We start from the raw sequence: 23,642 nt of genomic DNA, 5'->3' as shown, positions 1-23,642 counted from the left end.
CGCAAATTTTTGGAAACCGAAAGCCCGGCCTGGGTGGCCGAGGGCCTCATTACGGAGGCGCAGCGCGCGCGCCTGCTGGCGCGCTACCCCCCCGATGCCGTGCAGGCCGTAGGCCTGCTGCCGCTGCTGGGCAGCATCCTGGTGGGTCTGAGCGCGTTGAGCGTGGTGGCCGCCAACTGGCAAAGCCTACCCCCCCCGGTGCGGCTGGGGCTGCTGCTGGGCAGCCTACTGGCCGCCTACGCGGGCGGCGAGTATTTTTTGCACCGGGGCAACCGCCGGGTGGGCCACGGCCTGCTGGGGCTGGGGCTGGTGATTTTCGGGGCCAGTATTATTCTCACTAGTCAGCTTTACCAGCTGGTGGGCTACGACGTGAGCGGCCTGCTGGCCTGGGTGGTGGCGGGCGTGCTACTGAGCTATTTGTATGACAGCCAGACGCTCACGCTGCTGCCGATTGTCATCGGCGTGGCCGTGCAAACGTATTGCACGCAGGCGCTGGGCGTGTTCAGCTACGCCACGCTGGGGCTGGTGGCACTGGGCAGCGGCTGGCGCTGGTGGCGGCCGGCCGCCGGCCGCGAGCCCGACACGCTGGTTGCCAGCCTGCTGGCGCTGAGCCTCTTGTGGCAGGCGGCGCTGTGGGTGGCCCTCACCCATGCCAAAATCACCTGGTTTTTTATTCCGGCCATGCTCGTGTACGCGGCCGGCGACTGGCACCCCCACCGCGCGGCCGGCCGCGCCCTGCAAGGCCCGCCGCTGGTGGCGGCCTACCTGTTTGCCCTCGGCCTGGCCCTGTTTGGCGAAACCGACCAGTACGCCGGGCTGCTGCGACCGCCGGTGCTGGCTTATTTGGGCGCGCTGGGGGCCGTGCTGGCGCTGTCGGTGGCCGGCAAGCGGGCGCGGGGCCGCCTGGCCAGCCTGCCCGATTGGCTGCTGCTGCTGCCGGGCTTCTACCTGCCGGGCGGGCTGCCGCTGGCCGTGGCCACGCTGGTGGTGCTGTATGCCCACGCCGGCTCGGTGCTGGCCCGCGCCCACCGCGCGGGCGAGGCCGAGCAGCTCACGCTGGGCACTGTGCTCTTCGTAGTGGCCACGATGGTGGCGTATTTCAAGCTCACCTGGGCCTTCCTGGATAAGTCGCTGTTTTTCCTGATTGGCGGCGTGCTGCTGCTGAGCCTGAGCTGGTATCTGCGCCGGCGCAACGCCCACCGCCTGGCCGCCGGCGTGGCGGCCGTCATCGCTTTGCCCAACCAGGAACCCGAAACCAACAGCTGATGCGCCGCCCTACCCCCTCTCATCGCCTCTTGCTGCGGCTGCTCGTGGCGGCGCAGGTGCTCTACGTGCTGGGTGTGGCCGGCGCGGGCTACGCCACCACGGCCTACGGCCAACACATCTGGCTGGCCACCGCGCCCGTTGATTTGCACGGCCTGCAATACGAGAGTTTCGTGCGCCTGCGCTACACCGTCGCCGAGGTGCCCCTGGCGGCCTGGCGCGGCCCTACCCCCCCGCAGCGCCGCCAAGCCGTGTACGTGCTGCTGGCCACCGCGCCCGGCCCCGACAGCCTCGCCACCCCCACCGGCATTTACGACCATGAGCTGAAGCCCGCCGCCGGCCAGGCCGTGCTACGCGGCTGGGTCACGGAGGTGTATAACCACACCCTGAGCCTGCGCTACAACCTGGAGCGCTACTACGTGCCCGGCGACAGCCCCCTGCGCCTCGGCAAAACCAGCCCCGCCGTGCGCGTGCGCGTCAGCATCGCGCCCTGGGGCCAGGCCCGTATTGAGGAGGTGCGGCTGCTGAGGCGCTGAGGGCACCTCACCCCCTGAGCCTCTCTCCAAAAAAGAGGGGCACCGGCTCGCAGCAAACGGCATTAGTAAGAAATGCAAAATGCTGTTTGACAAAACTTTGTGTTTTAATAAATTTCTCTAAGGCAATTCCGGTGCCCCCTCTTTTTTGGGGAGGGGGTCAGGGGGTGAGGTGCTCGCTAGGCGGCTATTCCCGCTCGCCGGCCGGCAGCAGCTGGCGGTCGGCGGCGCTCAGCGCCGTGATGGCGTAGTTCTTCTGGTCGGTGATGTTCAGCTCGTCCAGCGCGTTCACCATGTCCTGGTACTTGGCTTTGGGCGCGGTTTTTATAAGAATAACCGGCGCGGGCTGCCGCCGGCCCCGCGCCAACAGCGCCTGTCGCAGGCCCCGCGGCCCAAAGTCGGTGCGGTGCAGCGTGGGCACCGGCACGCCGGGGTCGGCGGGCGCATTCAGCCCAAAATAATAATAAGCTTGATGCCCGCTGCCCAGGATAATCGTCATGGCCTTAGACGCTTGCAGCGGCGTTTCCTCAACCGACTTTACCGGCATGGTCAACTGCATTACGCGGGGCTTGGCGAAGGTGGTGGTGAGCATGAAAAACGTGAGCAGCAAAAACGCCAGGTCCACCATCGGCGTCATGTCGAGGTGGAAGCTGTGCTTGCGAGCGCGCGGCTTTTTGCCGGCTTTCGGGGCGGGTTGGTTGAGGGCGGACGTCGGAGAAAAAGGAGGGGGTAGGGAAGGGCCGCCGCCCGCGCCCCACCTCCCGGCCGGGCGCTACCAAAGGCAGCCGCTACCCAGCCGATGCCGCTCCGCTAAAATTTCCACACCCCGCCCGGCGTGAGGCAGGCGTGCAGCGGCACGTCGGTGGGCAGCACGTCGGCCAGCGCGGGCACGGGCGCATCATCCAAAATAGTGAGCCCAATAAAAAGCGCATCGGGTCGGCACCGCGCCAAAAACTGGTCGTAGAAGCCGCCGCCGTAGCCCACGCGCTGGCCCTGCGCATCGCAAGCCAGCAGCGGCACCAGCACCGCATCGAGCCGCGCCGGAGCCACTTCCGTGGCGGGCGTGGCCGCCGGCTCGGGAATGCCCCAGCGGTTGGCGGCCAGCGGCGTGGCGGGCGTCAACTCGTAGTGTTTCAGCGAAATGCCATCGCCCTGCACCACGGGCGCGGCCAGCCGCAAAGCCGACATCTCAGCCCAGATGCGGCGGATTATGAGCCAGGTATCGGGCTCATTCTTACTAGCCAACGGCAAAAAAACGTGCAGCCAGCGCCACCCAGCAATCGGAAAATGCGCGAACAATTGCTCGCTCAGCAGCGCGCTGCGGTGAGCCACTTCGGCCGGCGTCAGGGCCAGGCGGGGGGGTAGGGCGGCGCGGCGCAGGGCCGCTTTGGTAAATTTATTAATAGTCACAGGCCGCCAATAACTGTGAAAGTTTTGGTAAGACTACTTACGTAAGTTGTGGGACAATTTGCTTAGGTGCTCAGTAACCGCTTGCACGCGTTGTTGCCAATAAGCGATTGCGACGGCGGGCTCAACGTAGCCTCGCTTGCTCATAGGTAAACCTCGGTTATGCGACAGGTTTTCCTGGCGTTCAGTATCTGTAGTAGGTGCCGGACGATTGAACCAAAACTGTAGCTCCCGCACGTAATCAGCTTGCCGTGTCGCCAGATAGTTGGCTAACGCATCAGTTGTGGCTGGTACATAACCGTGGCCCCCACAGCCGCATGAATGAAATGTTATACCAACGGAGTATAGCATGCTTAGATTCTGCCAAGCCTTACGGTCAATTTTAAGGGGTGCCTTAAAATCCAGGCCCATATCAGCCATCAATTCGCCGCAATCGGGGCAGGTAGCAGCAATTTGCTCCACAGTTCCCCAACCTTGCGCCACCTTACCAGCTTGCTCGGCATACCAGCGACCATTCACCGATTGATGGCGTCCAGCATCGCTTATTAATGGGCGCTTGAATGCTTTACGACAGCTGAAGCACGCATAGTGCGGCTTATATAAGTGGTAAGAATAGCGACACATGACTAATTGACGAATTGTGGTAAAGATAGGTCTTGCCTTATTTGAATCTCATTTACCCTTCCTGCACCACCGCAAACTCCAGCGCCAGCGGCTCGAAACCCGCCAGCAGCTGCTCAATAAAGCCGGGGTTATTAATCAGAATGCTGAGCACGTTGTCGGTGCGCTCCTGCAAGCCGCCGTCGGGGAAGAGCTTGTCTTTGAGGGTGGTGAGTTGGGCGTAGGCAGTTTCGTGCTTGGCCTCGGCGGCTTTGCCCAGGCGCTTTTCGAGGCCGGCGAGGCTGCCGGCGGCCTTTTGGGCTTCGGCGGCCACGGTCTTCACCAGCGTGGGGTCGAGGCGCTGGGCCAAGGCCTGCACCTGCCCGAAGGCGTCGGCCAGCGCCTGCTGCTGCGCGGCCAGGCTGATTTCCTCCTGCCCCAGCTGCGCGCCCACTTGCTTTTTCAGCTCCGCCAGCGGCTTGAAGATGTCGAGGACCGAGAGGCCCAGCTTGGCGAGCTTGCTGGCGTTGGCGCGGCTCAGGTACAGGGCCGAGTTGCGGGGCAGCACGAGGGGGTAGGGCACCCTCAGCGCCGCAAACACGTCTTTCAGCTGAAACCAATAGGCCACCTCGGCCCCGCCGCCGATGTAGGCCAGGTTGGGCATGATGATTTCCTGGTACACCGGGCGCAGCACCACGTTGGGGCTGAAGCGCTCGGGCTCAGCTTCGGCCAGGGCCAGCAGCTCGGCCAGCGGCTGGGCGTCGGGTTCCAGGCGCTCGCGCTTGCCTTCGTCGGTGAGCAAAAACAGGTTGAGCGGCCGCGAATACACCTGCGGCTTGTAGCCGGCGGCCGTGAGGCGGGCATCGGTGGCCTGCACCGCGTGGTTGGAAAATTGCTCCTGTATCTCCTTTATCAGCAGCGGCTTGAGCGCTTGTTTCAGCGCCGGCCGGTCAGCGTCAATGCACACCAAGCCGTACTCGCCAAAGAGGCTGGTGGCCAGCCGGCGCGTGGCCTCGCTCAGGTTCTGGCTGCTGGTGTAGGCGTCGCGGAAGGCGGCGGGCACCTCGGGCGGCAGCTGGCTCAGCAGCTCCTCGTCCAGCCCTTGCAAGCCCAGGCGGCCCACCGGGCCACCCAGGCCAGCCGCGCCGCTGGGGCCGGCCCAGCTGTAGGTTTTACCAAAGAGCGGGAAGCTATTGATTTCGGCAAAATCGTGGTCCTCAGTGGCCAGCCAATACACCGGCACGAAGTCGTACTGCGGGTAGGCGGCCTTCAAATCCCGGCTCAGCTTAATAGCCGTAACTAGTTTATAAACAACGTATAGCGGCCCGGTGAGCAGGTTGAGCTGGTGCCCCGTGGTGATGGTGAACGTGGTGTCGCGGGCCAGCAAATCGAGGTTGGCGGCCACGGCGGGCGGCATCGCATCCGCGCCGTTTGGGCCGCCCAGCTCGGCGTACTGCGCCCACAGGTCGGCCACCAGGCGTTGGCGCATTTCGAGGGGGTAGGCGGCTTTTTTCTCCTCGATTTGGGCCGGAAACGCGGCCAGCTCGGGCCGGCGATTATAAAAAGGAGCCAGGGCCGGCGCGCCGGCGATATAGTCGGTAAGCAGGCTGGAAAACGCGCCGGTGGCGGCGTAGGAAAGTGTCTGAACCACGGATTCGGCGGATTTTGCGGATTAGTCGGATTTTGTAGGTGGCGCGTTGCCGCCCGGTCCTTTCGCTGGGCGAAGGTCGGGAATAAACAAAAAAGGCAGCCAATTGGCTGCCTTTTATCTGAACCACGGATTCATGCGGATTAATCGGATTTTATGGGCGATTGCTCGGACACCGACAATGCGCCGTCCACAAAATCCGACTAATCCGATAAATCCGTGGTTCAGATAACCTCGCCGTACAAATCGAAGTCCGATGCCCCCGTAATGTGCACGTTGGCAAAGCTGCCCTGCGGGATGTGCAAGTCATTCGTAGCCAGCACTAATACCTCATTATCCACCTCGGGCGAGTCGAACTCGGTGCGGCCCACGTAGTAGCCGCCTTCGAGCCGGTCGAAAAGCACCTTATACGTCTGGCCCACGCGCGACTCGTTGTAATCCAGCGATATCTGCTGCTGAATTTCCATGATGCGGTCGGCGCGCTCCTGCTTCACCTCGGCCGGCACGTCGTCGGCCAGGGTGTGCGAATGCGTGTTTTCCTCGTGTGAATAGGTGAAAATGCCCAGCCGCTCAAACTTCGATTCCTGCACGAATTCGCACAGCTCTTCAAAGTCGGCTTCCGTTTCGCCGGGGTGGCCCGCGATGAGCGTGGTGCGCAGTGCAATGCCCGGCACGCGGTCGCGAATCTCGCGCACCAGCTCCTTGGTGCGGCGGCCCGTGATGCCCCGGCGCATGGTTTTCAGCATGTTATCCGAAATGTGCTGCAAGGGCATATCGAGGTAGCGGCACACGTTGGGGCGCTCGCGCATCACGTCCAGCGCCGCCAGCGGAAATTGCGAGGGGTAGGCGTATTGCAGCCGAATCCAGTCCACGCCCGCCACGTCGCTCAGGCGCTCCAGCAACTCGGGCAATTTGCGCTCGCCGTAGGCTTGCAAGCCGTAGTAGGTCAGGTCCTGGGCAATGAGAATCAGCTCTTTAGTGCCCATGTTCACCAGGCGCTTGGCCTCGGTCACGAGGTCCTCCATCGGCCGGTCCACGTGCTGGCCGCGCATCAGCGGGATGGCGCAGAACGAGCACGGCCGGTTGCAGCCCTCCGCGATTTTGAAGTAGGCGTAGTGCTTGGGCGTGGTGAGCAGGCGCTCGCCCACCAGCTCCTTTTTGTAGTCGGCTTCCAGCACTTTCAGCATCTGGGGCAGCTCCAGGGTGCCGAAATAGGCATCGACCTGCGGAATCTCCGCCTCCAGCTCGTCTTTGTAGCGCTGTGAGAGGCAGCCCGTTACGTACAGCTTCTCCAGCTTGCCATTCTCCTTCTCCTCCGCGTAGCGCAGGATAGTGTCGATGCTCTCCTGCTTGGCATTGTCGATAAAGCCGCAGGTATTGATAATGACGATGTTAGCATCCGACTTCTTGGCCTCGTGCGTCACCTGGAAGTCGTTGGCCAGCAGCTGGCCCATGAGCACCTCGCTATCGACGAGGTTCTTGGAGCAGCCCAGCGTTATAACGTTGACTTTGTTTTGTTTAAGGGTTCTGACACGCATAATTATTGGTACTTGTCATGCTGAGTAAAGCGAAGCATCTCCACTGCACCGCTCGCCCATTGTACAGGGAGGCGGCAGAGATGCTTCGCTTTGCTCAGCATGACGTTCTATTTGGTTTAGTTGGCGGCTATTAGCGCAATAGACTCAGGACGAAGCTGAAGCCTGGCAACACGTCCTCGCCGCTCAGGGTTTCGTCGAAGCTTTTGGTTACGCTCACCGAGCCGTCGGCGCGGTAGGCGCGGGCGGTTTCGGTTTTGGGGTCGAGCAGCCAAGCTAAGTGGCAGCCATTGGTCACATATTCCTGCATTTTGAGTGCCATTTCCTCCACTGAGTCGGAGGCCGATAGTAGCTCGACCACAAACTCGGGGGCCAGCGGGGGAAACTTGCTGCGCTGGGTCTCCGTGAGGGCCTGCCAGGCCGCCGTGCTCACCCAGGCCGCATCAGGCGAGCGCACCGCGCCGCTGGGCAGCCGAAAGCCGGTGGACGAATCGAACACTAAGCCCAGGCCGGTGTCTTCGGCCCAGCGGTCGAGCCGGGAAATGAGTTTGGTGTTGCGGCGACCTGTGTCGCCTCCGGTAAGGGCCATATAAATGATAGTGCCGTCGGCGAGGCGCTCAAATTTGAGTTGCGAATTGGCTTGGCAGAAGGCGAAAAACTCGTCTTCCGTCATGCGTTGCAGGCGCTCGGCCATGCCCATGTGCGCACTGGGCTCCAATTCCTGGTCGGGGGCAAAAGGCAGAATGATTGGCATGGCAGGCTAAACAAAAAGTGAGTGCGGGCGGGTTCACCCGCCTAAAGCGCCTCGAACTGACGCAGGAAGCGCACGTCGTTTTCGGTGAACAGGCGCAAATCCTTCACCTGGTATTTGAGCATGGCGATGCGCTCGATGCCCATGCCCCAGGCATAGCCCGAGTACTTCTCCGAGTCGATGCCGCAGTTTTCGAGCACGGCGGGGTCCACCATGCCGCTGCCACCGATTTCGACCCAGCCGGTACCTTTGCAGATGTTGCAGCCCGCGCCCTTGCAAATGAGGCAGGTGATGTCAATCTCGGCGCTGGGCTCGGTGAAGGGGAAGTAGCTGGGCCGGAACCGGATGTTGATATCCTCGCCAAACAGCTCACGCACAAAGTAATAGATGGTCTGCTTGAGGTCGGCAAAGCTCACGCCCTCGTCAATATACAAGCCCTCAACCTGGTGAAACAGCATGTGCGCCCGCGCCGAAATGGCCTCGTTGCGATACACCCGGCCGGGCATGACGCGGCGGATGGGCAGCGGCTCGTTTTCCATCACCCGCACCTGCACCGTGCTGGTGTGGGTTCTTAACAGCATGGGTGAATGGGTGGATGAGTGAATGGGTGAGTGCTCCGGGCTCTCGCCAGCTGGACCCTCGTTTGCCTCTTCACCCATTTGCCCATTCACCCCTTCACCCATTACAAAAAACGTGTCCTGCATGTCGCGTGCCGGGTGGTTTTCGGGAAAGTTGAGGGCCGTGAAATTGTGCCAGTCGTCCTCAATTTCAGGCCCTTCGGCCACCGCGAAGCCGATGCGCGAGAAAATGCGCAGCATTTGTTCGCGCACCAGGCTCAGCGGGTGGCGCGTGCCCAGCGCGTGCGGCACGGGGGGTAGGGTGTAGTCGAAAGTGGCGTTGGCGGGCTGGTTGGCGCTCGCTGCTTCCAGCGCGGCCTGCGCCTCGTCGAAGCGGGCCTGGGCCTGCTGCTTGAGGCCGTTGAGCTGCTGGCCAATGGCGCGGCGCTCGTCGGCGGGCACGGTTTTGAGCTGGTCGAAGAGGTCGGCCAGGCGGCCCTTGCGGCCGAGGTAGAGAAGGCGAAACTGGTCGAGGGCGGCGGCGCTGCTCACGTCGGCGGCGGCCACCTCAGCGGCCAGGCCCGAAATAGATTCCTGCATGATACCCCCAAAGGTACGGCGGCTCATGCGCCGGCTTGCGCCCTGGGCAAGGGGGTAGGCATACTAAACCGCCAAACGCAGAGTTACTACCCCTGCCCCGCTCCCCAACAAATGCGCGGGAGCGCGGGCCGCCCGCAAAACTTGGCACCGCCTTTGCAAAAGCCTCTTTAACCTTGAAATACTTTCACTCCTTTTCCCCCCCTCTCCCCATGCTACGCCGCCTGTTACTCCCGCTGCTGGGCCTCGCCCTTCTCTCCACTGAGGCTGCCTCGGCTCAGGTTGCCTCAGTGGCCAGCTCCAAGCCCGGCTCCTACCCCCGCGCCGAGCGCCGCGCCGGCCGCACCCTCACCGCCCGCGAGAAGCGCGCCGCCGAGGCCGCTGCCAAAGCCGCTGCCGTGGCGGCCGCGATTCCAGCGCAGCCGCCGGTTGCTGCGGCCAGCACCTGGAGCGGCTGGAGCAACGAGCCCGCGCCGGCAATTATTGAGGTGGGCAACGGCCAGCACCGCCCGGTTACCAACGTGTCGGTGGCGCCGGGCATGCCCATCAACCAGGTGGGCCACGGCGTGAGCACCGACTACAACGGCCGCCCCCTGTACCGCACCACCACGGCCGGCACCACGCTGGCCCCCGGCCGCTAAGCCCCGCTTTTCTCCCTTTTTTCTGCCCTCACGGTTGCGGCCACGGAAGCTAGCCTTTCGTGGCCGTTCTGCGTAAAGTACCGCAGCCGCCCGCCGCGTGGTGGCTTTTCCCTGGTTTTCTTAATTTCCCTGCTAATGACTATTTTCCGCACTTTTGGCCTGCCCGCCGCCGGCCTGCTGCTGGCCCTGGCCGCCGCCGCCCAAACGCCCACCACCCACTTGCCAACCCACCGCGTGAAGCGCATGCCCGCCACCGCGCCGCGCACAGTGCCCAACACTTCGCCCGCCGCCCGCGCCGCCGACCCGCTGCACGGCACCAACCACAACGGCGAGGGCAACAACGTGTACGCCGCCCCCGGCGAGCCCGTAGATGTTCGGGAGAATGGCAAGAACACGCCGCCTTACGACGGCCCCGCTGCCGGCCACGCCGCCAAAGCCGCCGAGGCCGCCAAGGCCAATCAATCCACCTCCATTCCGCGCAAACAATAGCCCGCCTGCCCGAAGCAGCCGCAGCCGTAGGCGCATCCTCAGGGCGGTGCGCCTACGGCTGCGGCTTTTTAGAGACGTAGAGAATGCCGTTCTCAGCTCCGCAAAAGGTGAATTTTTCGCGCGTCCCACACAGGGCCGCCGAGCCCGCCACGTAGCGCCGCAATTGCTTATCAAAATATAGGCTCTTGATTTGATGGTCGTGCGGCCGCGTCAGGCGGCGGCCGGTCTGGCTTTTAATGCCGATGGTTTCGCTGTAGTAGCTGCTGGAGCCGCTGACCGGCGTTTTGCGCACGATAACGCTGTATTCGGTGCTGGCCGGGTTCTTCACCCGGTCCAGGGGCATCAGTAAGAGAAAGTGGCCATAGTCAGGGTCGGGCTGCCAGGTGGTGCCCTGGTCGAAACTGAAAAAGCTGCCGCCGGAAGCGTATTTCGTGTCGGTCGAGTCGAGGTGATTGTTGCGGCCGGCCGACAAGGCCAGCAGCGAGTCGCCGCGCTGCGCAAAGCCCAGCGCCACTGTGTTCGTCCTGCTGAAGTTAATTGGCTACCAGCTTCTGCCCCGGTCGGTGGTGCGGTAGCTGTGAAAGGTCGTCGAAATAATCAGCGCGCCGTCTATATCCCCGGTCACGGCCTGGATGGCCCGGTCGTCGGGCGCACGCAACGCGTACCAGTCAGGGTGGTCGGGTGCGACGAGTGTATCCGTGGTCTGGTGGCAGGCTCCCAGCAACAGCAGGGGTAGGGCAGCGGCAAGGAAGCGCCTCAGACGATAGATGAAGGATGGATGTGCAAATATATGCCCCACAAAGACACTAATGGCTACTAACCGCATCAGAGCGTCATGCTTCCTTCGTCAGCATGACGCTCTGATGCGGTCACTAAACACCAATCCCTACCCCTCCGCCTGATAATATAAAGTGCTGCAATTTTCGGGGCGGAGCACCAGCCCGGCGGCGGCGCGCAGGTCGGCGGGCGTCACGGCTTGGAGCTGGGCGGGCTCCTCGTTCACGAGGTTAGCATTGCCCAGAAGCTGGCCAATGGCCAGGGCCAGCGCCCGGTTCAGCAATTCGATTTCGCCGAAAACCAGGCCCGCCTCGGCCTGATTTTTTACTTTTTGCAATTCGTCGGCGGGCACCTCGTCGCTCAGCAGCTCGGCCACCACGGTTTCCACGGCGCGGTCGGCTTCTTCGAGGGCCACGCCGGCGTTTAGCTTGCCGCTGACCACCAGCAAGCCGGGGTCGAGGGAGCCCGTAACGGAGGCGGAGATATTGTTAAACAGCTGCAAGTCTTTGACTAAGCGCTGGTGCAGGCGCGAGCTTTTGCCCCGGCCCAGCACGTCGCTGAGCAGGTCCACGGCGTGGTAGCGGGGGTCGAGGCGGGCGGGCATGTGCCAGGCTTTGTAGAGGGCGCTCAGCGGCACCGGGGCGGTGGCCGTGGCGCGGCGGGCTTCGGTTTGCACGGGCTCCTGGGGCAGCTGGCGCGGCTGGCGCACCCCGCCCGAAATGGGCCCGAACCACTTTTCGGCCAGCCGCCGCACCTCGGCCACCGAGGCCGCGCCGGCCACTACCAAAATGGCGTTCTGCGGGGCGTAGTGGGCGCGGAAAAAGGCCCGCACGTCGCTCATTTCGGCATCTTCGATGTGGCTGATTTCCTTGCCGATGGTGTTCCACTGGTAAGGATGCGTGGTGTAGGCCAGGGGCTTGAGCTTCAGCCACACGTCGCCGTAGGGCTGGTTGAGATAGCTCTGCTTGAACTCTTCCACCACCACTTTGCGCTGCACGTCGAGGCCGTTTTCGGAGAAAGCCAGGTCCAGCATGCGGTCGCTTTCGAGCCAGAAGCCGGTTTCGAGGTTGGCGGCGGGTAGGGAGAGGTAGTAGTTGGTGATGTCCTGCGAGGTGAAGGCGTTGTTTTCGCCGCCCACCTTCTGCAGGGGCTCGTCGTAGGTCGGAATGTTGACCGAGCCGCTGAACATGAGGTGCTCAAAGAGGTGCGCGAAGCCCGTCTGGTCGGGGCTTTCATCGCGCGAGCCCACGTCATACAAAATATTGAGCACGGCCAGGGGCGTCGTAAAATCCTCGTGTACCAGGCAGCGCAGGCCGTTGGGCAGGGTAAATTCCTCGTAGTGAATCATGGAGCGGGCGGGGGGGTAGGGGCCGTTACTAATTAACGCAAACTTAACCCGGCCGCTCCCGAAATAGTGTGCGTGCCGACTACTTTGGAGCCAGCCGGCCGCGCGGGGGTAGGCCGCCAAACGAGGATTGTCGGGATAAGTGCATCTCTACGGTTCTGGTTATCAGCGCATTGCGGCACAGCGGGCCACGCAGGCCTTCGCGCGTGCGCTGGTTGAGCGACACCAAACAGCCACGAATGTGGCTACTTGCCTAACCTGCTGCCCTAGCCGAAGCAAAACAATTTGCAGAAGCATTGCGTCAAATGGGTATTGAGCTGCGGCAGGTCATGCTAGTTGGCTCGTTCGCCCGCAATGAGCCGCGCCAAACGTCTGCTATGGACGTAGCCCTGGTAGCAGATTCATTCACCGGTTTTCGCGCCGAAGGCGTCCGACTATTCGTGCGCTCGCTGGTCAAGCCTGTCGCCATCGAACCTCACGCGTTCTCCCCCAAGCAGTTCACCGCCTGGAATCCCTTCGTGCAGAAAATCACGCGCACGGGCCTCGTCAGTGGCGAATGGGAGCCGGCCGCGATTACTTTCTGAACCACCCCACCTGCTTGGGCTGAAGGAGCCGGTCGTGAGCCGCTGCCACGCACTAAAGCCCTGGCCGGGCAGCTAAAGCGCCGGCCCTACTCCCCTTACAAACCAACAGCGGCGGCTACTCAGAAGAGTAGCCGCCGCTGTTGGTTTGGGGCGCAACGATGCGCTAGGCACTCATTCTGACGCGTACGGCGGTCGGGCCTTTCATGCCCGGCTCAATCTCAAACGTGACCCGGTTGCCTTCGAGCAGCGTGAGGCTGCCCAGGGCATTCACGTGCACGAAGATGCTTTCCTGGCTGGCGGCATCCTTGATGAAGCCGTAGCCTTTCGACGAGTTGAAGAACGTGACCGTGCCGGTGCGCGTCACCTCCTCGGGCTCGCGGTCTTCCTGCTTGGGCACGCCCAAAACGATGTCTTCGGCGTTGATTTCCTTCTTCTTACGCGTCGGGTCGGGCGGCGTCGAGGTGATGTTGCCGTTCTCGTCCACGTAGGCGAGCATTTCTTCCAGGCTCGAATCTTTCTTGTTGGCCTGGCGCTCTTCGCGGCGCTCGGCTTTTTCCTGCTGCTTCTTCAGCCGCTTTTTCTCGTTTTCTTTCTTGCTGAAACTTTCTTGCGCTCTGGCCATAGGGGGGAGTAGGGTATTCGGTTGCTGGGCGGTAAAAGACTGCCACCGGGCGGCAACCGCTTAGGTTATAACCACCTCGCACCGAAATAAGTCCCGAATTTACTCCTTATTTCTCGAAAAAGCTACTTACCTCGCGGCTGGCCCCGGCGGGCAGGCCCTGCAGCCGCACCTCGCCCACCCGCACGCGCACCAGCCGCAGGGTTGGGAAACCCACGGCGGCCGTCATCTTGCGCACCTGCCGGAACTTGCCCTCCGTCACGGTGAGGGCGACCCAGCTGGTGGGGCCGTGGCGCTCGTCGCGGATGCGCCGGCCGCGGGGGGGTAGGGCGGGTGCTTCGGCCAGCAGGCGCGCCTGGCAGGGCAAGGTGTGGTAGGCCACGCCGTGAATACTGATGGCCACGCCGCTTTGCAGCTGCGCCAGCGCCGCGGGCGTGAGCAGGCCATCGACCTGGGCGTAGTATTCCTTTTCCACGTGGCGGCCGCGCACCTGCTCGCTCACCCGGCCGTCGGTGGTGAGCAACAGCAGGCCCTCGCTGTCTTCGTCGAGCCGGCCAATGGCCATCGTGCCGGCCGGAAAATCGCCTAATTCGCCCAGAAAGCGCTTCTTTTTCACCTCTTTAGCAAACGTGCTGGTGAACTGGCTGAGGTAGCCCCAGGGCTTGTGCAGCACGAAGTGGCGGTGCGGCGGGGGGGTAGGGAGCAACGCGGGAGCCGGTAGTTCGGACACGGGCAAGGGGGTAAGGAAGCCGCAAAGAACCAGATTTTTTACCCAAAAAGCCGGGCCGCCGGTAACCCCCGCCGTCGCCGGCCGTTAAGCCAAGTCCTTTCCACAAACCCAAGCTCATTAGCAAGCAAATGGCTGACCAACCCACCATTTTTCCGCCCCAGCACCAGGACGCGGGCGCCGGCAAGCCCGGCCTCGAATACAAGATGACCCCCGAGCCCGAGCACATCCGGCCCGACTACAAGGGGGCCGACAAGCTCAAAGACAAGGTGGCCCTCATCACGGGCGGCGACTCGGGCATTGGCCGGGCCGTGGCCGTGCATTTTGCCGCCGAAGGGGCCGACGTGGCCATCTGCTACTTTCCTACCGAGCAGCAGGACGCCGAAAAGACCCAGGAGCTGGTGCAGGGCCGCGGCCGGCGCTGCCTGCTGCTGCCCGGCGACCTCAAGCAGCGCGCCTTCTGCCAGCAAATTGTGGAGCGCACCGTAGCTGAGTATGGCAAGCTCGATATTCTGGTAAATAACGCCGCCGAGCAGAACTGGCACGACTCGCTGGAAGACATCACGGACGATGAGCTGGACAGCATCTTCAACCTCAACATTATCGCCATGTTCCGCGTCACGCGGGCGGCGCTTCAGCACCTCAAGGAAGGCGCGGCGATTATCAATACCACGTCGGTGAACGCCTATAAGGGCAATGAGCAACTGCTCGACTACACCTCGACCAAGGGCGCGATTGAGGCCTTCACGCGGGCTTTGTCGCTGCAGCTCATCAAGAAAGGCATTCGCGTGAACTCGGTTGCGCCGGGTCCCATCTGGACGCCGTTCATCGTGGGGGTAGGGCTGCTCAAGCTGCCACTCTTCGGCCACGACACGCCGATGGGCCGCGCCGGCCAGCCCTCCGAAGTGGCCCCGGCCTACGTGTTTCTGGCTTCGGAAGACGCTTCGTACTTCTCGGGCCAGACGCTGCACCCCAACGGCGGCTCGGTGGTGAACGCCTAGCTTATTCTTTGCTTAACGCATTTGTTGCCAGTCTTTTACCCAAAGGCTGGCAACATCGCTTTCCGCCCCTGCGTAAGAAGCCAAATTCGCGGGCAAAACCCCTCCTTACGCTTCTTAAGCTCATGACTACCAAATTTATCCTGCTGGCTGCGGCCGCCGCTTTCACGTTCGCCTCCTGCTCGCAGGACGCTAAAACTACTGAAACTACCACCACTACTACCCTGCCGGCCGGCACCGATACCACGCGAATAGCGGCCGTTGATACGCTGGCCTACCGCAACGCCGCCAACACCCTGGCTACCCGCGTTGCCGGCGAGCTTAACGCCGCCGACACGGCCCTACCCACCAAGCTGCGGCCCATCTACTACACCCGCGGCCGGGCCATGCGCGCCATCGATGCGCGCTACGCCACCGACACCACCGGCCGCTACGCCGCCCTGAAGGCGGCTAACGACCAGGCTTCCAACGCGGTAAAAACTACCGTCACGGCACCCGAATACAAAACCTACACCGGCAACGCCGGCAACTACTACGCTGGCCCGTACACGGCCACTACGCTGGCCGTTGCCAAAGCCACCGAAACCAAGCCTAGCCTGGGCAAGCGGGTTGGCAAAGGCTCGGGCATTAAGAAGCTGGAAAATAGCGAAGACGCGGGCAAGGTGAAGTACAACAACGGCGCTAAAATTAAGCGCAGCGACGACGGCTCCCTGAAAATCAAGCGTGCCGACGGCACCAAGGTTAAAATCGACGAAAACGGGCACCGCACCGTGAAAAAAGGCCTGTTCTAGCCCCGGCTAACTGCTTCGTATTCAAGGCCCGCTTCCTCTGGAGGCGGGCCTTTTTGGTGGGGGTAGGGAAGCGTGATTGGCAGTGAGATGCTGGGCTGTATCTTTCAGCACCTCAACTACCTACGGCCGACTTCCGGCCAGCCCTGATTCCTATTCCACCCGTTGCTTATGCCTGCTTTTACCGCTCAGCCGCCCGCGCCGCCCGCTACTGCCGCGCCGCCCGCTGCTAACCTCTTCGCCGCCGAGTTTGCCGCCCTGCGGGCCAATGCCCCGGCGCTGCGGGCCGAAGACGTGGCCGCCCGCCGCCGCCGCCTGGCCCAGCTGGCCGACTGGATTATGGCCAACCGCGCCGCCATTCAGCAGGCACTGTTTCAGGACTTTAAGAAGCCGCCCGAGGAAACCGACCTCACTGAAATCTGGCCCTCGCTCACCGAGATAAAGCACAGCAGCCGGGAGCTAAAAAAATGGCTGGCCCCGCGCGCCGTGGGCACGCCGCTGGCCCTGCTGGGCACCAAAGGCTGGGTGCAGGTCGAGCCCAAGGGGGTAGTGCTCATCATCGCGCCCTGGAACTACCCGTTTTACCTGGCCATCGACCCGCTGGCTTCGGCCCTGGCGGCCGGCAACGCGGTGGTTATCAAGCCCGCCGAGCAAACGCCCGCCACCTCGGCCCTGCTGCGCCAGATGGCCGAAGCCCTGTTTCAACCGGACGAAGTGCTGGTGCTGGAGGGGGGTAGGGAAGTAGCCAGCGAACTGCTGCGCCTGCCCTGGGACCATATTTTTTTCACTGGCTCGCCCCAGATTGGTAAAATCGTGATGCGCGCCGCCGCCGAGCACCTCAGCGGCCTCACGCTGGAGCTGGGCGGCAAAAGCCCGGCCATCGTGGACGAAACCGCCAACCTGCGCGACGCGGCCGAGAAAATCGTGTGGGGCAAATTCGTGAACGCCGGCCAAACCTGCGTGGCCCCCGACTACCTGCTGGTGCAAGCCAGCGTGCGCGATGCGCTGCTGGCCGAAATGCGCCAGGCCATCGGCCGGTATTATGGAGTTGATAACGAGAAGATTAAAGCCTCCAAGTCCTTCGCCCGCGTCGTCAATTCCCACCACTTTGCGCGCCTGGCCGCCCTGCTCGAAGATGCCCAGACCCGCGGGGCCACCGTGGCCCAGGGCGGCAGCTTCGACGAGCGCCAGTGCTACATCGAGCCCACCATCCTCACCGACGTGCCCGCCGGCGCCGCCATTCTCGAAGAGGAAATATTCGGCCCGCTGCTGCCCGTGCTCACGTTTCAGGAGCTGGCCGAAACGGCGGCCTACGTCAACGCCCGCCTCAAGCCGCTGGCGCAGTACGTGTTCACCACCAGCCCGGCCAACCGCCGCTACCTGCTCCATACCATCGCGGCCGGTGGCGCGGCCGTGAACGAGACGCTCATCCAGCTCGCGCACCCCGATTTGCCGTTTGGCGGCGTCGGCAACAGCGGCCTGGGCAAGGCCCACGGCCACGCGGGCTTCCTGGCCTTCAGCAACGAAAAAGCCGTGCTCAAGCAGCGCGTGGGCCTCACCGGCATCAAGCCCTTCTACCCCCCCTACACCGGCCGGGTGCGCCGCCTGCTGGGCCTGCTATTGAAGTATTTGTAGGGGTATCTTTGAGTAAAAACAAACCAATGGGACAAGCAGAAACAGCCACGCGCCACTACACGCCGGAAGAATATTTTGAGCTGGAAGCGACCAGCGAAGTACGGCATGAGTACTTTGAGGGTGAAGTGTTTGCGATGGCGGGCGCTAGCAAGTCACACAATGTCTTGGCCCAAAATCTGGCTGCGGGCCTACGTACTGCCCTGCGCGGCAAGGGCTGCCAGACTTTTATAGAAGATGTACGACTCGTCCTAAAGGAAAACATGTATTACGTGTACCCCGACGTGCTAGTGACCTGCGACCCGGCCGACCGGCGCGATGCCTACCTGGTGCGCCACCCGGTCCTGATTGCCGAAATCCTATCGCCTTCCACGGCCGAATATGACCGCACCGAAAAATTTGCCAACTACCAGAAAATACCCAGCCTGCGCCATTATTTGCTGGTTTCGCAGACGGCCTGGGTAGTGGAGTGGTTTCGGCGCGACGAGGCCGGGCAATGGATTTATACCCTGCTGCACGAGCCGACCGGCGTGCTGGAAATTCCCGACCTGGGCCTCGTGCTACCCTTGCGCGAGTTGTATGAGGATACCGACGTGGCCCCGCTGCGGGCGCAGCCCGCGGCCGGGAAAGATAAGGCTATATGAAGGGAAAATTAATATTGGCTGCCGCAGAAAAAAGTAATTTACTGTGGGTTTGCTAGTTGACGAGTGCTACGGTCGGGGTAATGCCTGAGTCCGGCAACGTGCTGACTATGTACGCGTAAGACCAGACAGCACGAGCAACTATTTCGCTCGTCCGGCTGCTATCATGAACCCTGCTACCCCTTCTTCACCTCCACGGCTAACCTCCGAAGCGGCTGACGAAAACCGGGTGCTGCCCATCATCGAGGAGCACGTCACCATTCGGCGCGAAGTGGTAGAAACCGGCCGGGTAGTGATTACCAAACGCGTGCACGCGGCCGACGAACAAGTTGTCGTGCCCGTGCAACACGACGAAGTGCATTACGAGCGGGTGCCGCTCAACCAAACCCTGCCGGCCGGCGCGGTGGCCCCCGGCCCGCGCCAGGAAGGCGACACGCTCATCATTCCAGTGTTGCGCGAGGTGGCCGTGGTTGAAAAGCGTCTGTTGCTAGTCGAAGAATTGCGCATCACCAAGCGCCAAATCACGACCGAACACACCGAGCCGATGCACCTGCAGCGCGAGGAGGTGCTGGTCGAGCGCCTACCCCCCCGCAAACCTTCAGTGTCTTGATTTTCCTTTTTTCACCCCTTTCCCCTTTTTCCCATGAGTGCTCAAACCGTAGTCGGAATTTTCAATACCGCCGCTGAGGCGCAGCAGGCCGTTCAAAAATTAGAACAAGCTGGCTTCAAGCTGGACTTCGTAGATGTGGCTCACCGCGAGGCCGCCAACCAAGGCATGGGCCGCACCAGCGACGACAGCATCGGCGGCTTTTTTAGCTCCCTGTTTGGGGGCGATGACACTAGCGATGCCCGCAATTACACCGAAGCCGCCAAAAAGGGCTCGTCGGTAGTAACCGTGCATGTCGATTCGACCGACCAAAGCCAGCGCGCCGCCCGCATTCTTGATGATGCCGGAGCCGTGGACGTGGATGGCGGCATGAAGGATAATAAGTCCGGTAACTACCGGGCTGGCCAAACTGCCCAGACTGCCCAGGCTGGCCAGAACTACCAGGCTGGCCAAACTGCCCAGACTAATCAGACTGGCCAAACTGCCCAGACTAATCAGACTGGTGACAACATGAAAGCAGAAGTTATTGAAGAAAACCTGCAGGTAGGCAAGCGCGTGGAGCAAACCGGTGGCGTGCGCCTGCGCTCGCGCATCGTTGAAAAGCCCGTGGAGGCTAGCGTGCGCCTGCGTGAGGAACACGTAACGGTGCAGCGTACTCCCGTGGACCGTCCCGCTTCGGATGCCGATTTCAAGGCTTTCAAGGAAGGTGAGATGGAAGTGACCGAAAGCGCCGAGCGCGCCGTGGTGGCCAAAGAAGCCCGCGTGGTGGAAGAAGTATCGCTGGGCAAGCAAGTAACCGAGCGCGAAGAAACCATCCGCGAAACCGTGCGCAACACGGAAGTGGACGTGGAGCAAATCCCCGGCAAAACGACCACGACCAACACGACCAATACTACCAACACGAACTACCAGGATAAGACCAACAAATAAGGTCCGCTGGAATCGACTAAAAAGTGGCCTACCGATATCGGTAGGCCACTTTTTTTGTGGAAAATATACTCGTTATAAAGTAGGGCGCGGAGCTTGCTCCCGCCCGCCGTTGAACGGCTCGGGCTGGCTTCGTTCAACGGCGGGCGGGGGCAAGCCCCGCGCCCTACTGCTTCCGCATTTCGGCTTGAAGCTGGGCCTGCTTGACTTGCATTTCGTGGTAAGCGGCGGGACCCAGCACCTGGCGCAGCTCCTTATCGGAGGCGAGGTTAATGCGCTTGAGGGCGACATTGAGCTGCGGCGAGGGAGCCGGGTACTGCTGGCGGGCGGCATTAGCCTGCGTCACGGTTGAGTTGAGGACTTGGCGGGCTTTCACCGTTTGCTCGGGGGTGAGGTGCAGCACGGTCGTCATGGCATCGGCTAGGTCGCGGGCGGCGGTGGGGGGGGTAGGCGAATCGGCGGTGCGCACGGTTTCGACCACCGCCGGGACAGCATCGCGGTGGCGGTGAAAGATGGAGCAGCTGGAAGCGGCCAGGCTCAGTGTCAGCGCCGAAAGAGCAAGTCGAGTGGGAATCATAATCCGCGGAAAGAGCGAAAGCAAGTGTCTATGCGGTAGGATTACGGAGAAACCTACGGTTGGGTAAAAACATCGGCCTAAAAAGGAGTTTCGCGGTTTAGCAAAAGCTGGAATGCTGGCTGCGTGACGGGCGCATAAGTTGGGCGCACCGCTCAATCATGCGCTATAAAAAACAGGTTCGGCTTATTACGAAATAATTCGTAGTATATACGAAACACTTCGTAATAAGACAAGTTTGTTAGAGATTATCCCGCTAAATTCTTCATTCTGGCGCAATCAGCACGCAACAGAAGCGCCGGCCAACTGTAAAAAGCCACTTCCGGCGCTTGAGCAGCCAAGCGCTGGAAGTGGCCAAGATACCAGGCCGGCGCCCATGCGCCCTGCCTACGCGGCCAGCACGCGGCTCATTACGCGCTCTTGTTGCAAGTCCAGCGCAATCTGGGCCAGCACTTCTTCCAGCAGCTGCGCTACCTGGTCCACGAGCTCCAACAGCGGGGCCAGCACAAAGTGCCCGTCCCACTTATCGAGCTTCTCGACGGGGGGTAGTACCTGCCAGGCATTGAGGTGCTGCAAGCTAGGTTTGAGGGTGTGCACCGTGGTTTTGAGCAGCTCCAGGCTGGCTTCGTCGAGGCCGCGGCGCAGGTCGAGCAAGGCTTCCTCGCAGCTTTCCACGAACGTGTGCAGCATCGACACCACAAATTCGGCGTCGCCCTGCCCGGCTTTCAGCAGGTCGTCGATGCTGTAGAGGCTCAGCGGCGGGCGGGCAGTTTCGGCTGGCTCCGGGGCAACATCGGCCAGCGCGAGCGGCATGGGCGCGCCAGTGGGGGGTAGCACCCAGTCGGCGAGCAGCTGGAGCAGCTGCATTTCCTGAAACGGCTTGGCCAGAAAGCCGTTCATGCCGGCCAGCAAGCATTTTTCGCGCTCGCCGTTGATGGCGTTGGCCGTGAGGGCGATGATGGGCGTTTTGAGGGCCAGTTGCTGGCGCAGCACCGCCGTGGCGGCGTAGCCATCCATCACGGGCATTTGCACGTCCATCAAAATGAGGTCGAAACGCTGGCGCTGGGCCAGCTCCACGGCTTGGGCACCGTGCTCGGCCTCGGTCACCTGCACCTCGGCCTGGGTAAGGAACGACTTGGCAATCTGACGGTTGAACAAGTTATCCTCCACCAGCAGCACCTGAATGCCGCGCAGCAGCTGCCGGTGGTCGTCGGTGAGCACGGGCAGTTTGCGCCGCACCACGGCCTGAGGCTCGCCCACGGGCAGGTGCAGCACGAAGCGGGTGGTGGTGCCCTTGTTCTTCTGGCTGGCAACGTGAATTTCGCTGTGCATGAGCCGCACCAGGTCGCGGCAAATGCTAAGGCCCAGCCCTGTGCCGCCAAACTTGCGCGTCACCGACGAGTCGGCCTGGGTAAACTCATTGAACATCGTATCCAGGTACTCGGGGTCGATGCCGATGCCCGTATCCGTGACCCGAAATTCGATGGCGGCCATGCCCGCCGGCACGTCGGGCGCGTCGGTCAGCAGCGCGCACTCCACCGTGACGAGGCCTTTACTGGTGAATTTCAGCGCATTATCGGCCAGGTTGAGCAGCACTTGCCGAATGCGGTAGGGGTCGCCGAGCAGCACGGCCGGCACCTGCGGGCTGAGTACCGTGATGAGTCCCAGGCCCTTTTCGGCCGCCTTGAAGCGCAGCGTCTGCTCGACCTGGGCCAGCAGGTGCGTGGGCGCGAAGCCGATTATTTCGAGCGTCAGCTTGCCGGCTTCGAGCTTCGAGAGGTCCAGCACATCGTTAATAATAACGAGCAGATTTTCGGCCGACGTGGCAATGGCCTGCTGGTAGCCAAACTGGTCCGACGAGAGCGGCGTTTTGGCCAGCAGCTGGCTCATGCCCAGAATGGCGTTCATGGGCGTGCGGATTTCGTGGCTCATATTGGCCAGAAATGCCTCCTTGACCCGCGCCGATTCCTCGGCCGCCAGCTTGGCGTGGGTCAGGGTTTGCTCGGCCAGCACCCGCTCCGTGATGTCGAGGCCGTAGCCAATCAGCAAATGCAGCCCGCCATCGGGGTGAAAAACTGGTTGCACGCAGCGCATCATGTGCCGCGTGCCATCGGGCCGCTCGAAGCTTTCCTCCCGCATGACCAGCCGGCGCTCGCGCTCCGCTTCCTGAAAAAAGGCGTGGCGCCGCTCGGCCATCGCCCGAGGCCGCCCGGTGCGGGCAAAATATTCAAAATTGTCCCGGCCAATGACCCACTGCCTGGTTTCCGGGTCCGAAATGCCGCGCTCGTTCACAAACAAGTAGCGGTACTGCGCGTCAAAAATGCCGATATCGGAGGGCAAGTGGTTGAGCACAAACTCGCAGAAGGCCTGCTGCTCAACTAGCTTTTGCTCAGCCTCGTAGCGCTTGGTGATGTCAATGCCCGTGGCCACGACGAGCTGCAGCGCCCCGTCGGGCCCAAACAGCGGCTGGAAGCGCCGCAAGTGCCGCTGCGGGCCGCGGGCGGTGGTCAGGGATTCTTCCCAGCACACTTCGGTGCGCGTGCGGCAAACCTCCTCGTAGTAGCTCCGGTACTGGGCGGCCAGGCTACCCGGCAGTTGGCGATGAGCGCAGTATTCCTCATTGGTCTTACCAATAATCCATTCCCGCATGGCCGGGTCATGAATAGCCGCCGAGTTGACGAAGCGAAAGCGCAGGGCGGCATCATACACGCCCACGTTCACGGCCAGGGCGTGCAGAATACCTTCATAGTAAGCGCGCTGCTCGGCCAGCTGCTGCTCGGTGGCGTGCAGGGCGTTGCTATCGGTGAGGTAGAGGGTAGCGCAGGTGTCGCCGGGCACCGGCACCACGTGCAGCGAATACCAGCTATCAGCCAGAAACAGTTCCTGTTGCAGCGTGATGCCGCGGCGCAGGGCGGTGCGCACCAGCGGCAGCAGGTAGCCGTTGGGCTGCAGGGCCAGGGGCAGCACCGGGCCCAGGGCCTGGGCCGCCCGGTTGGCGTAGCGCAGCTCGCCGGCGGCCGTGAGGCGCAGCACCGGGTTGGGGTTTTGGGCCAGCAGCTGGGTCAGCAGCATCTCCTGCGAGCCGGCGGCCGGCAGCGTGCGGCCGGCGGCGGCCGGGCCGCGGGCGGGCGCTTCGCCCGCGCCGTTTTTTTTGGGGCTGCCGGGCAGGCGCTCCAGCAGCGCCAGCAAGCGATTGCTCTGAAACTCGACCTGCGCCTGCGCCTGGGCCAGGGCCTGCCGCAGCTCCGTTAGCTGGGCTTCAGCATGCGTGCGCCAGTTTTGGTCATCAGGAGATAGTGCGGTAGCAGAAACAGTAGAAGTAATATAGATACCGGACATAGAAAGAAATAGCGCGGGCGGATAAGTAGCAAATATACAGGGAAAGTCCCTGGCTAATTAGCT

Annotated in this window: 24 protein-coding genes; 11 read left to right on the top strand and 13 right to left on the bottom strand. The window is 62.4% G+C overall.

The genetic code is table 11. The annotated features are described in order from the left end of the window. Positions 1-9: 9 nt before the first annotated feature. Both A0257_13770 and A0257_13765 read left to right on the top strand, forming a co-directional pair. The gene (locus A0257_13770) at positions 10-1,266 is read left to right on the top strand and encodes a hypothetical protein (protein AMR28052.1); all 1,257 of its coding nucleotides are present in this window, start codon (positions 10-12) and stop codon (positions 1,264-1,266) included. After that, on the top strand, positions 1,266-1,799 hold the full coding sequence (locus A0257_13765) for a hypothetical protein (protein ID AMR28051.1): 534 nt from the start codon (positions 1,266-1,268) through the stop codon (positions 1,797-1,799). Before A0257_13770 ends, A0257_13765 begins: the two co-directional genes overlap by 1 nt. A 184-nt stretch (positions 1,800-1,983) precedes the next feature. On the opposite strand, the gene A0257_13760 is transcribed toward A0257_13765, so the two are convergent. The 6 genes from A0257_13760 to A0257_13735 form a co-directional block, all read right to left on the bottom strand. After that, positions 1,984-2,424, bottom strand: coding sequence for a hypothetical protein (locus tag A0257_13760; GenBank protein AMR28050.1), 441 nt, complete (start codon positions 2,422-2,424; stop codon positions 1,984-1,986). Between the two features lie 182 nt (positions 2,425-2,606). After that, positions 2,607-3,206, bottom strand: a complete 600-nt coding sequence (locus A0257_13755; protein ID AMR28049.1) for a hypothetical protein — start codon at positions 3,204-3,206, stop codon at positions 2,607-2,609. Between the two features lie 673 nt (positions 3,207-3,879). Further along, complete coding sequence (locus A0257_13750) at positions 3,880-5,454, bottom strand: bacillithiol biosynthesis cysteine-adding enzyme BshC (protein ID AMR28048.1); 1,575 nt, start codon at positions 5,452-5,454, stop codon at positions 3,880-3,882. Between the two features lie 221 nt (positions 5,455-5,675). Next, positions 5,676-6,989 carry a ribosomal protein S12 methylthiotransferase RimO gene (locus A0257_13745; protein AMR28047.1) on the bottom strand — a complete coding sequence of 438 codons (1,314 nt, stop codon included), beginning with the start codon at positions 6,987-6,989 and terminating at the stop codon, positions 5,676-5,678. A 130-nt stretch (positions 6,990-7,119) separates the two neighbouring features. Next, positions 7,120-7,686 (bottom strand): hypothetical protein, encoded by a 567-nt coding sequence (locus tag A0257_13740; protein AMR29767.1) that lies wholly within the window; start codon positions 7,684-7,686, stop codon positions 7,120-7,122. Between the two features lie 95 nt (positions 7,687-7,781). Beyond that, a complete protein-coding gene (locus A0257_13735; protein AMR29766.1) occupies positions 7,782-8,897 on the bottom strand; it encodes a phenylalanine--tRNA ligase subunit alpha in 1,116 nt (371 codons plus the stop codon). A 206-nt stretch (positions 8,898-9,103) separates the two neighbouring features. Here A0257_13735 and A0257_13730 point away from each other — a divergent pair, with 206 nt between their 5' ends. Both A0257_13730 and A0257_13725 read left to right on the top strand, forming a co-directional pair. Continuing rightward, positions 9,104-9,532 carry a hypothetical protein gene (locus A0257_13730; protein ID AMR28046.1) on the top strand — a complete coding sequence of 143 codons (429 nt, stop codon included), beginning with the start codon at positions 9,104-9,106 and terminating at the stop codon, positions 9,530-9,532. 135 nt (positions 9,533-9,667) lie between these two features. Next, entirely contained in the window at positions 9,668-10,021 is a 354-nt protein-coding gene (locus A0257_13725; GenBank protein AMR28045.1) for a hypothetical protein, read from the top strand. Between the two features lie 52 nt (positions 10,022-10,073). Here A0257_13725 and A0257_13720 read toward each other — a convergent pair whose 3' ends face one another. From A0257_13720 to A0257_13710, 3 genes are all read right to left on the bottom strand, one after another. After that, positions 10,074-10,535 (bottom strand): hypothetical protein, encoded by a 462-nt coding sequence (locus A0257_13720; GenBank protein AMR28044.1) that lies wholly within the window; start codon positions 10,533-10,535, stop codon positions 10,074-10,076. A 27-nt stretch (positions 10,536-10,562) separates the two neighbouring features. Then, complete coding sequence (locus A0257_13715; GenBank protein AMR28043.1) at positions 10,563-10,745, bottom strand: hypothetical protein; 183 nt, start codon at positions 10,743-10,745, stop codon at positions 10,563-10,565. 162 nt (positions 10,746-10,907) lie between these two features. Continuing rightward, complete coding sequence (locus A0257_13710; GenBank protein AMR28042.1) at positions 10,908-12,146, bottom strand: peptidase M16; 1,239 nt, start codon at positions 12,144-12,146, stop codon at positions 10,908-10,910. A gap of 302 nt (positions 12,147-12,448) precedes the next feature. On the opposite strand from A0257_13710, the gene A0257_13705 reads away from it, so the two are divergent. Then, positions 12,449-12,727: a hypothetical protein gene (locus tag A0257_13705; protein AMR28041.1), complete on the top strand. Its 279-nt coding sequence runs from the start codon at positions 12,449-12,451 to the stop codon at positions 12,725-12,727. Positions 12,728-12,890: 163 nt separating this feature from the next. On the opposite strand, the gene A0257_13700 is transcribed toward A0257_13705, so the two are convergent. Both A0257_13700 and A0257_13695 read right to left on the bottom strand, forming a co-directional pair. Further along, positions 12,891-13,349, bottom strand: a complete 459-nt coding sequence (locus tag A0257_13700; GenBank protein ID AMR28040.1) for a DNA-binding protein — start codon at positions 13,347-13,349, stop codon at positions 12,891-12,893. Between the two features lie 106 nt (positions 13,350-13,455). Further along, positions 13,456-14,052 (bottom strand): pseudouridine synthase, encoded by a 597-nt coding sequence (locus tag A0257_13695; protein AMR28039.1) that lies wholly within the window; start codon positions 14,050-14,052, stop codon positions 13,456-13,458. Between the two features lie 152 nt (positions 14,053-14,204). Between A0257_13695 and A0257_13690 the strand changes: the two genes are divergently transcribed. From A0257_13690 to A0257_13665, 6 genes are all read left to right on the top strand, one after another. Further along, positions 14,205-15,074, top strand: a complete 870-nt coding sequence (locus A0257_13690) for an NAD(P)-dependent oxidoreductase (protein ID AMR28038.1) — start codon at positions 14,205-14,207, stop codon at positions 15,072-15,074. 122 nt (positions 15,075-15,196) lie between these two features. Continuing rightward, the gene (locus A0257_13685) at positions 15,197-15,862 is read left to right on the top strand and encodes a hypothetical protein (protein AMR28037.1); all 666 of its coding nucleotides are present in this window, start codon (positions 15,197-15,199) and stop codon (positions 15,860-15,862) included. Positions 15,863-16,030: 168 nt separating this feature from the next. Further along, positions 16,031-17,494 (top strand): aldehyde dehydrogenase, encoded by a 1,464-nt coding sequence (locus tag A0257_13680; GenBank protein AMR28036.1) that lies wholly within the window; start codon positions 16,031-16,033, stop codon positions 17,492-17,494. 26 nt (positions 17,495-17,520) lie between these two features. Then, positions 17,521-18,135, top strand: coding sequence for a hypothetical protein (locus A0257_13675; GenBank protein ID AMR28035.1), 615 nt, complete (start codon positions 17,521-17,523; stop codon positions 18,133-18,135). Positions 18,136-18,361: 226 nt separating this feature from the next. Next, entirely contained in the window at positions 18,362-18,742 is a 381-nt protein-coding gene (locus A0257_13670; protein AMR29765.1) for a hypothetical protein, read from the top strand. Between the two features lie 33 nt (positions 18,743-18,775). Then, positions 18,776-19,669, top strand: a complete 894-nt coding sequence (locus tag A0257_13665; protein ID AMR28034.1) for a hypothetical protein — start codon at positions 18,776-18,778, stop codon at positions 19,667-19,669. Between the two features lie 163 nt (positions 19,670-19,832). On the opposite strand, the gene A0257_13660 is transcribed toward A0257_13665, so the two are convergent. Then, positions 19,833-20,147 carry a hypothetical protein gene (locus tag A0257_13660; protein ID AMR28033.1) on the bottom strand — a complete coding sequence of 105 codons (315 nt, stop codon included), beginning with the start codon at positions 20,145-20,147 and terminating at the stop codon, positions 19,833-19,835. Between the two features lie 480 nt (positions 20,148-20,627). Beyond that, a complete protein-coding gene (locus tag A0257_13655; GenBank protein AMR28032.1) occupies positions 20,628-23,579 on the bottom strand; it encodes a hypothetical protein in 2,952 nt (983 codons plus the stop codon). Positions 23,580-23,642: the final 63 nt, after the last annotated feature.

This window comes from Hymenobacter psoromatis (genome assembly GCA_001596155.1).
GTDB lineage: Bacteria > Bacteroidota > Bacteroidia > Cytophagales > Hymenobacteraceae > Hymenobacter.
Note: the sequence above shows the minus strand (reverse complement) of the source record. Positions and strands in the feature narration are given on the sequence as shown.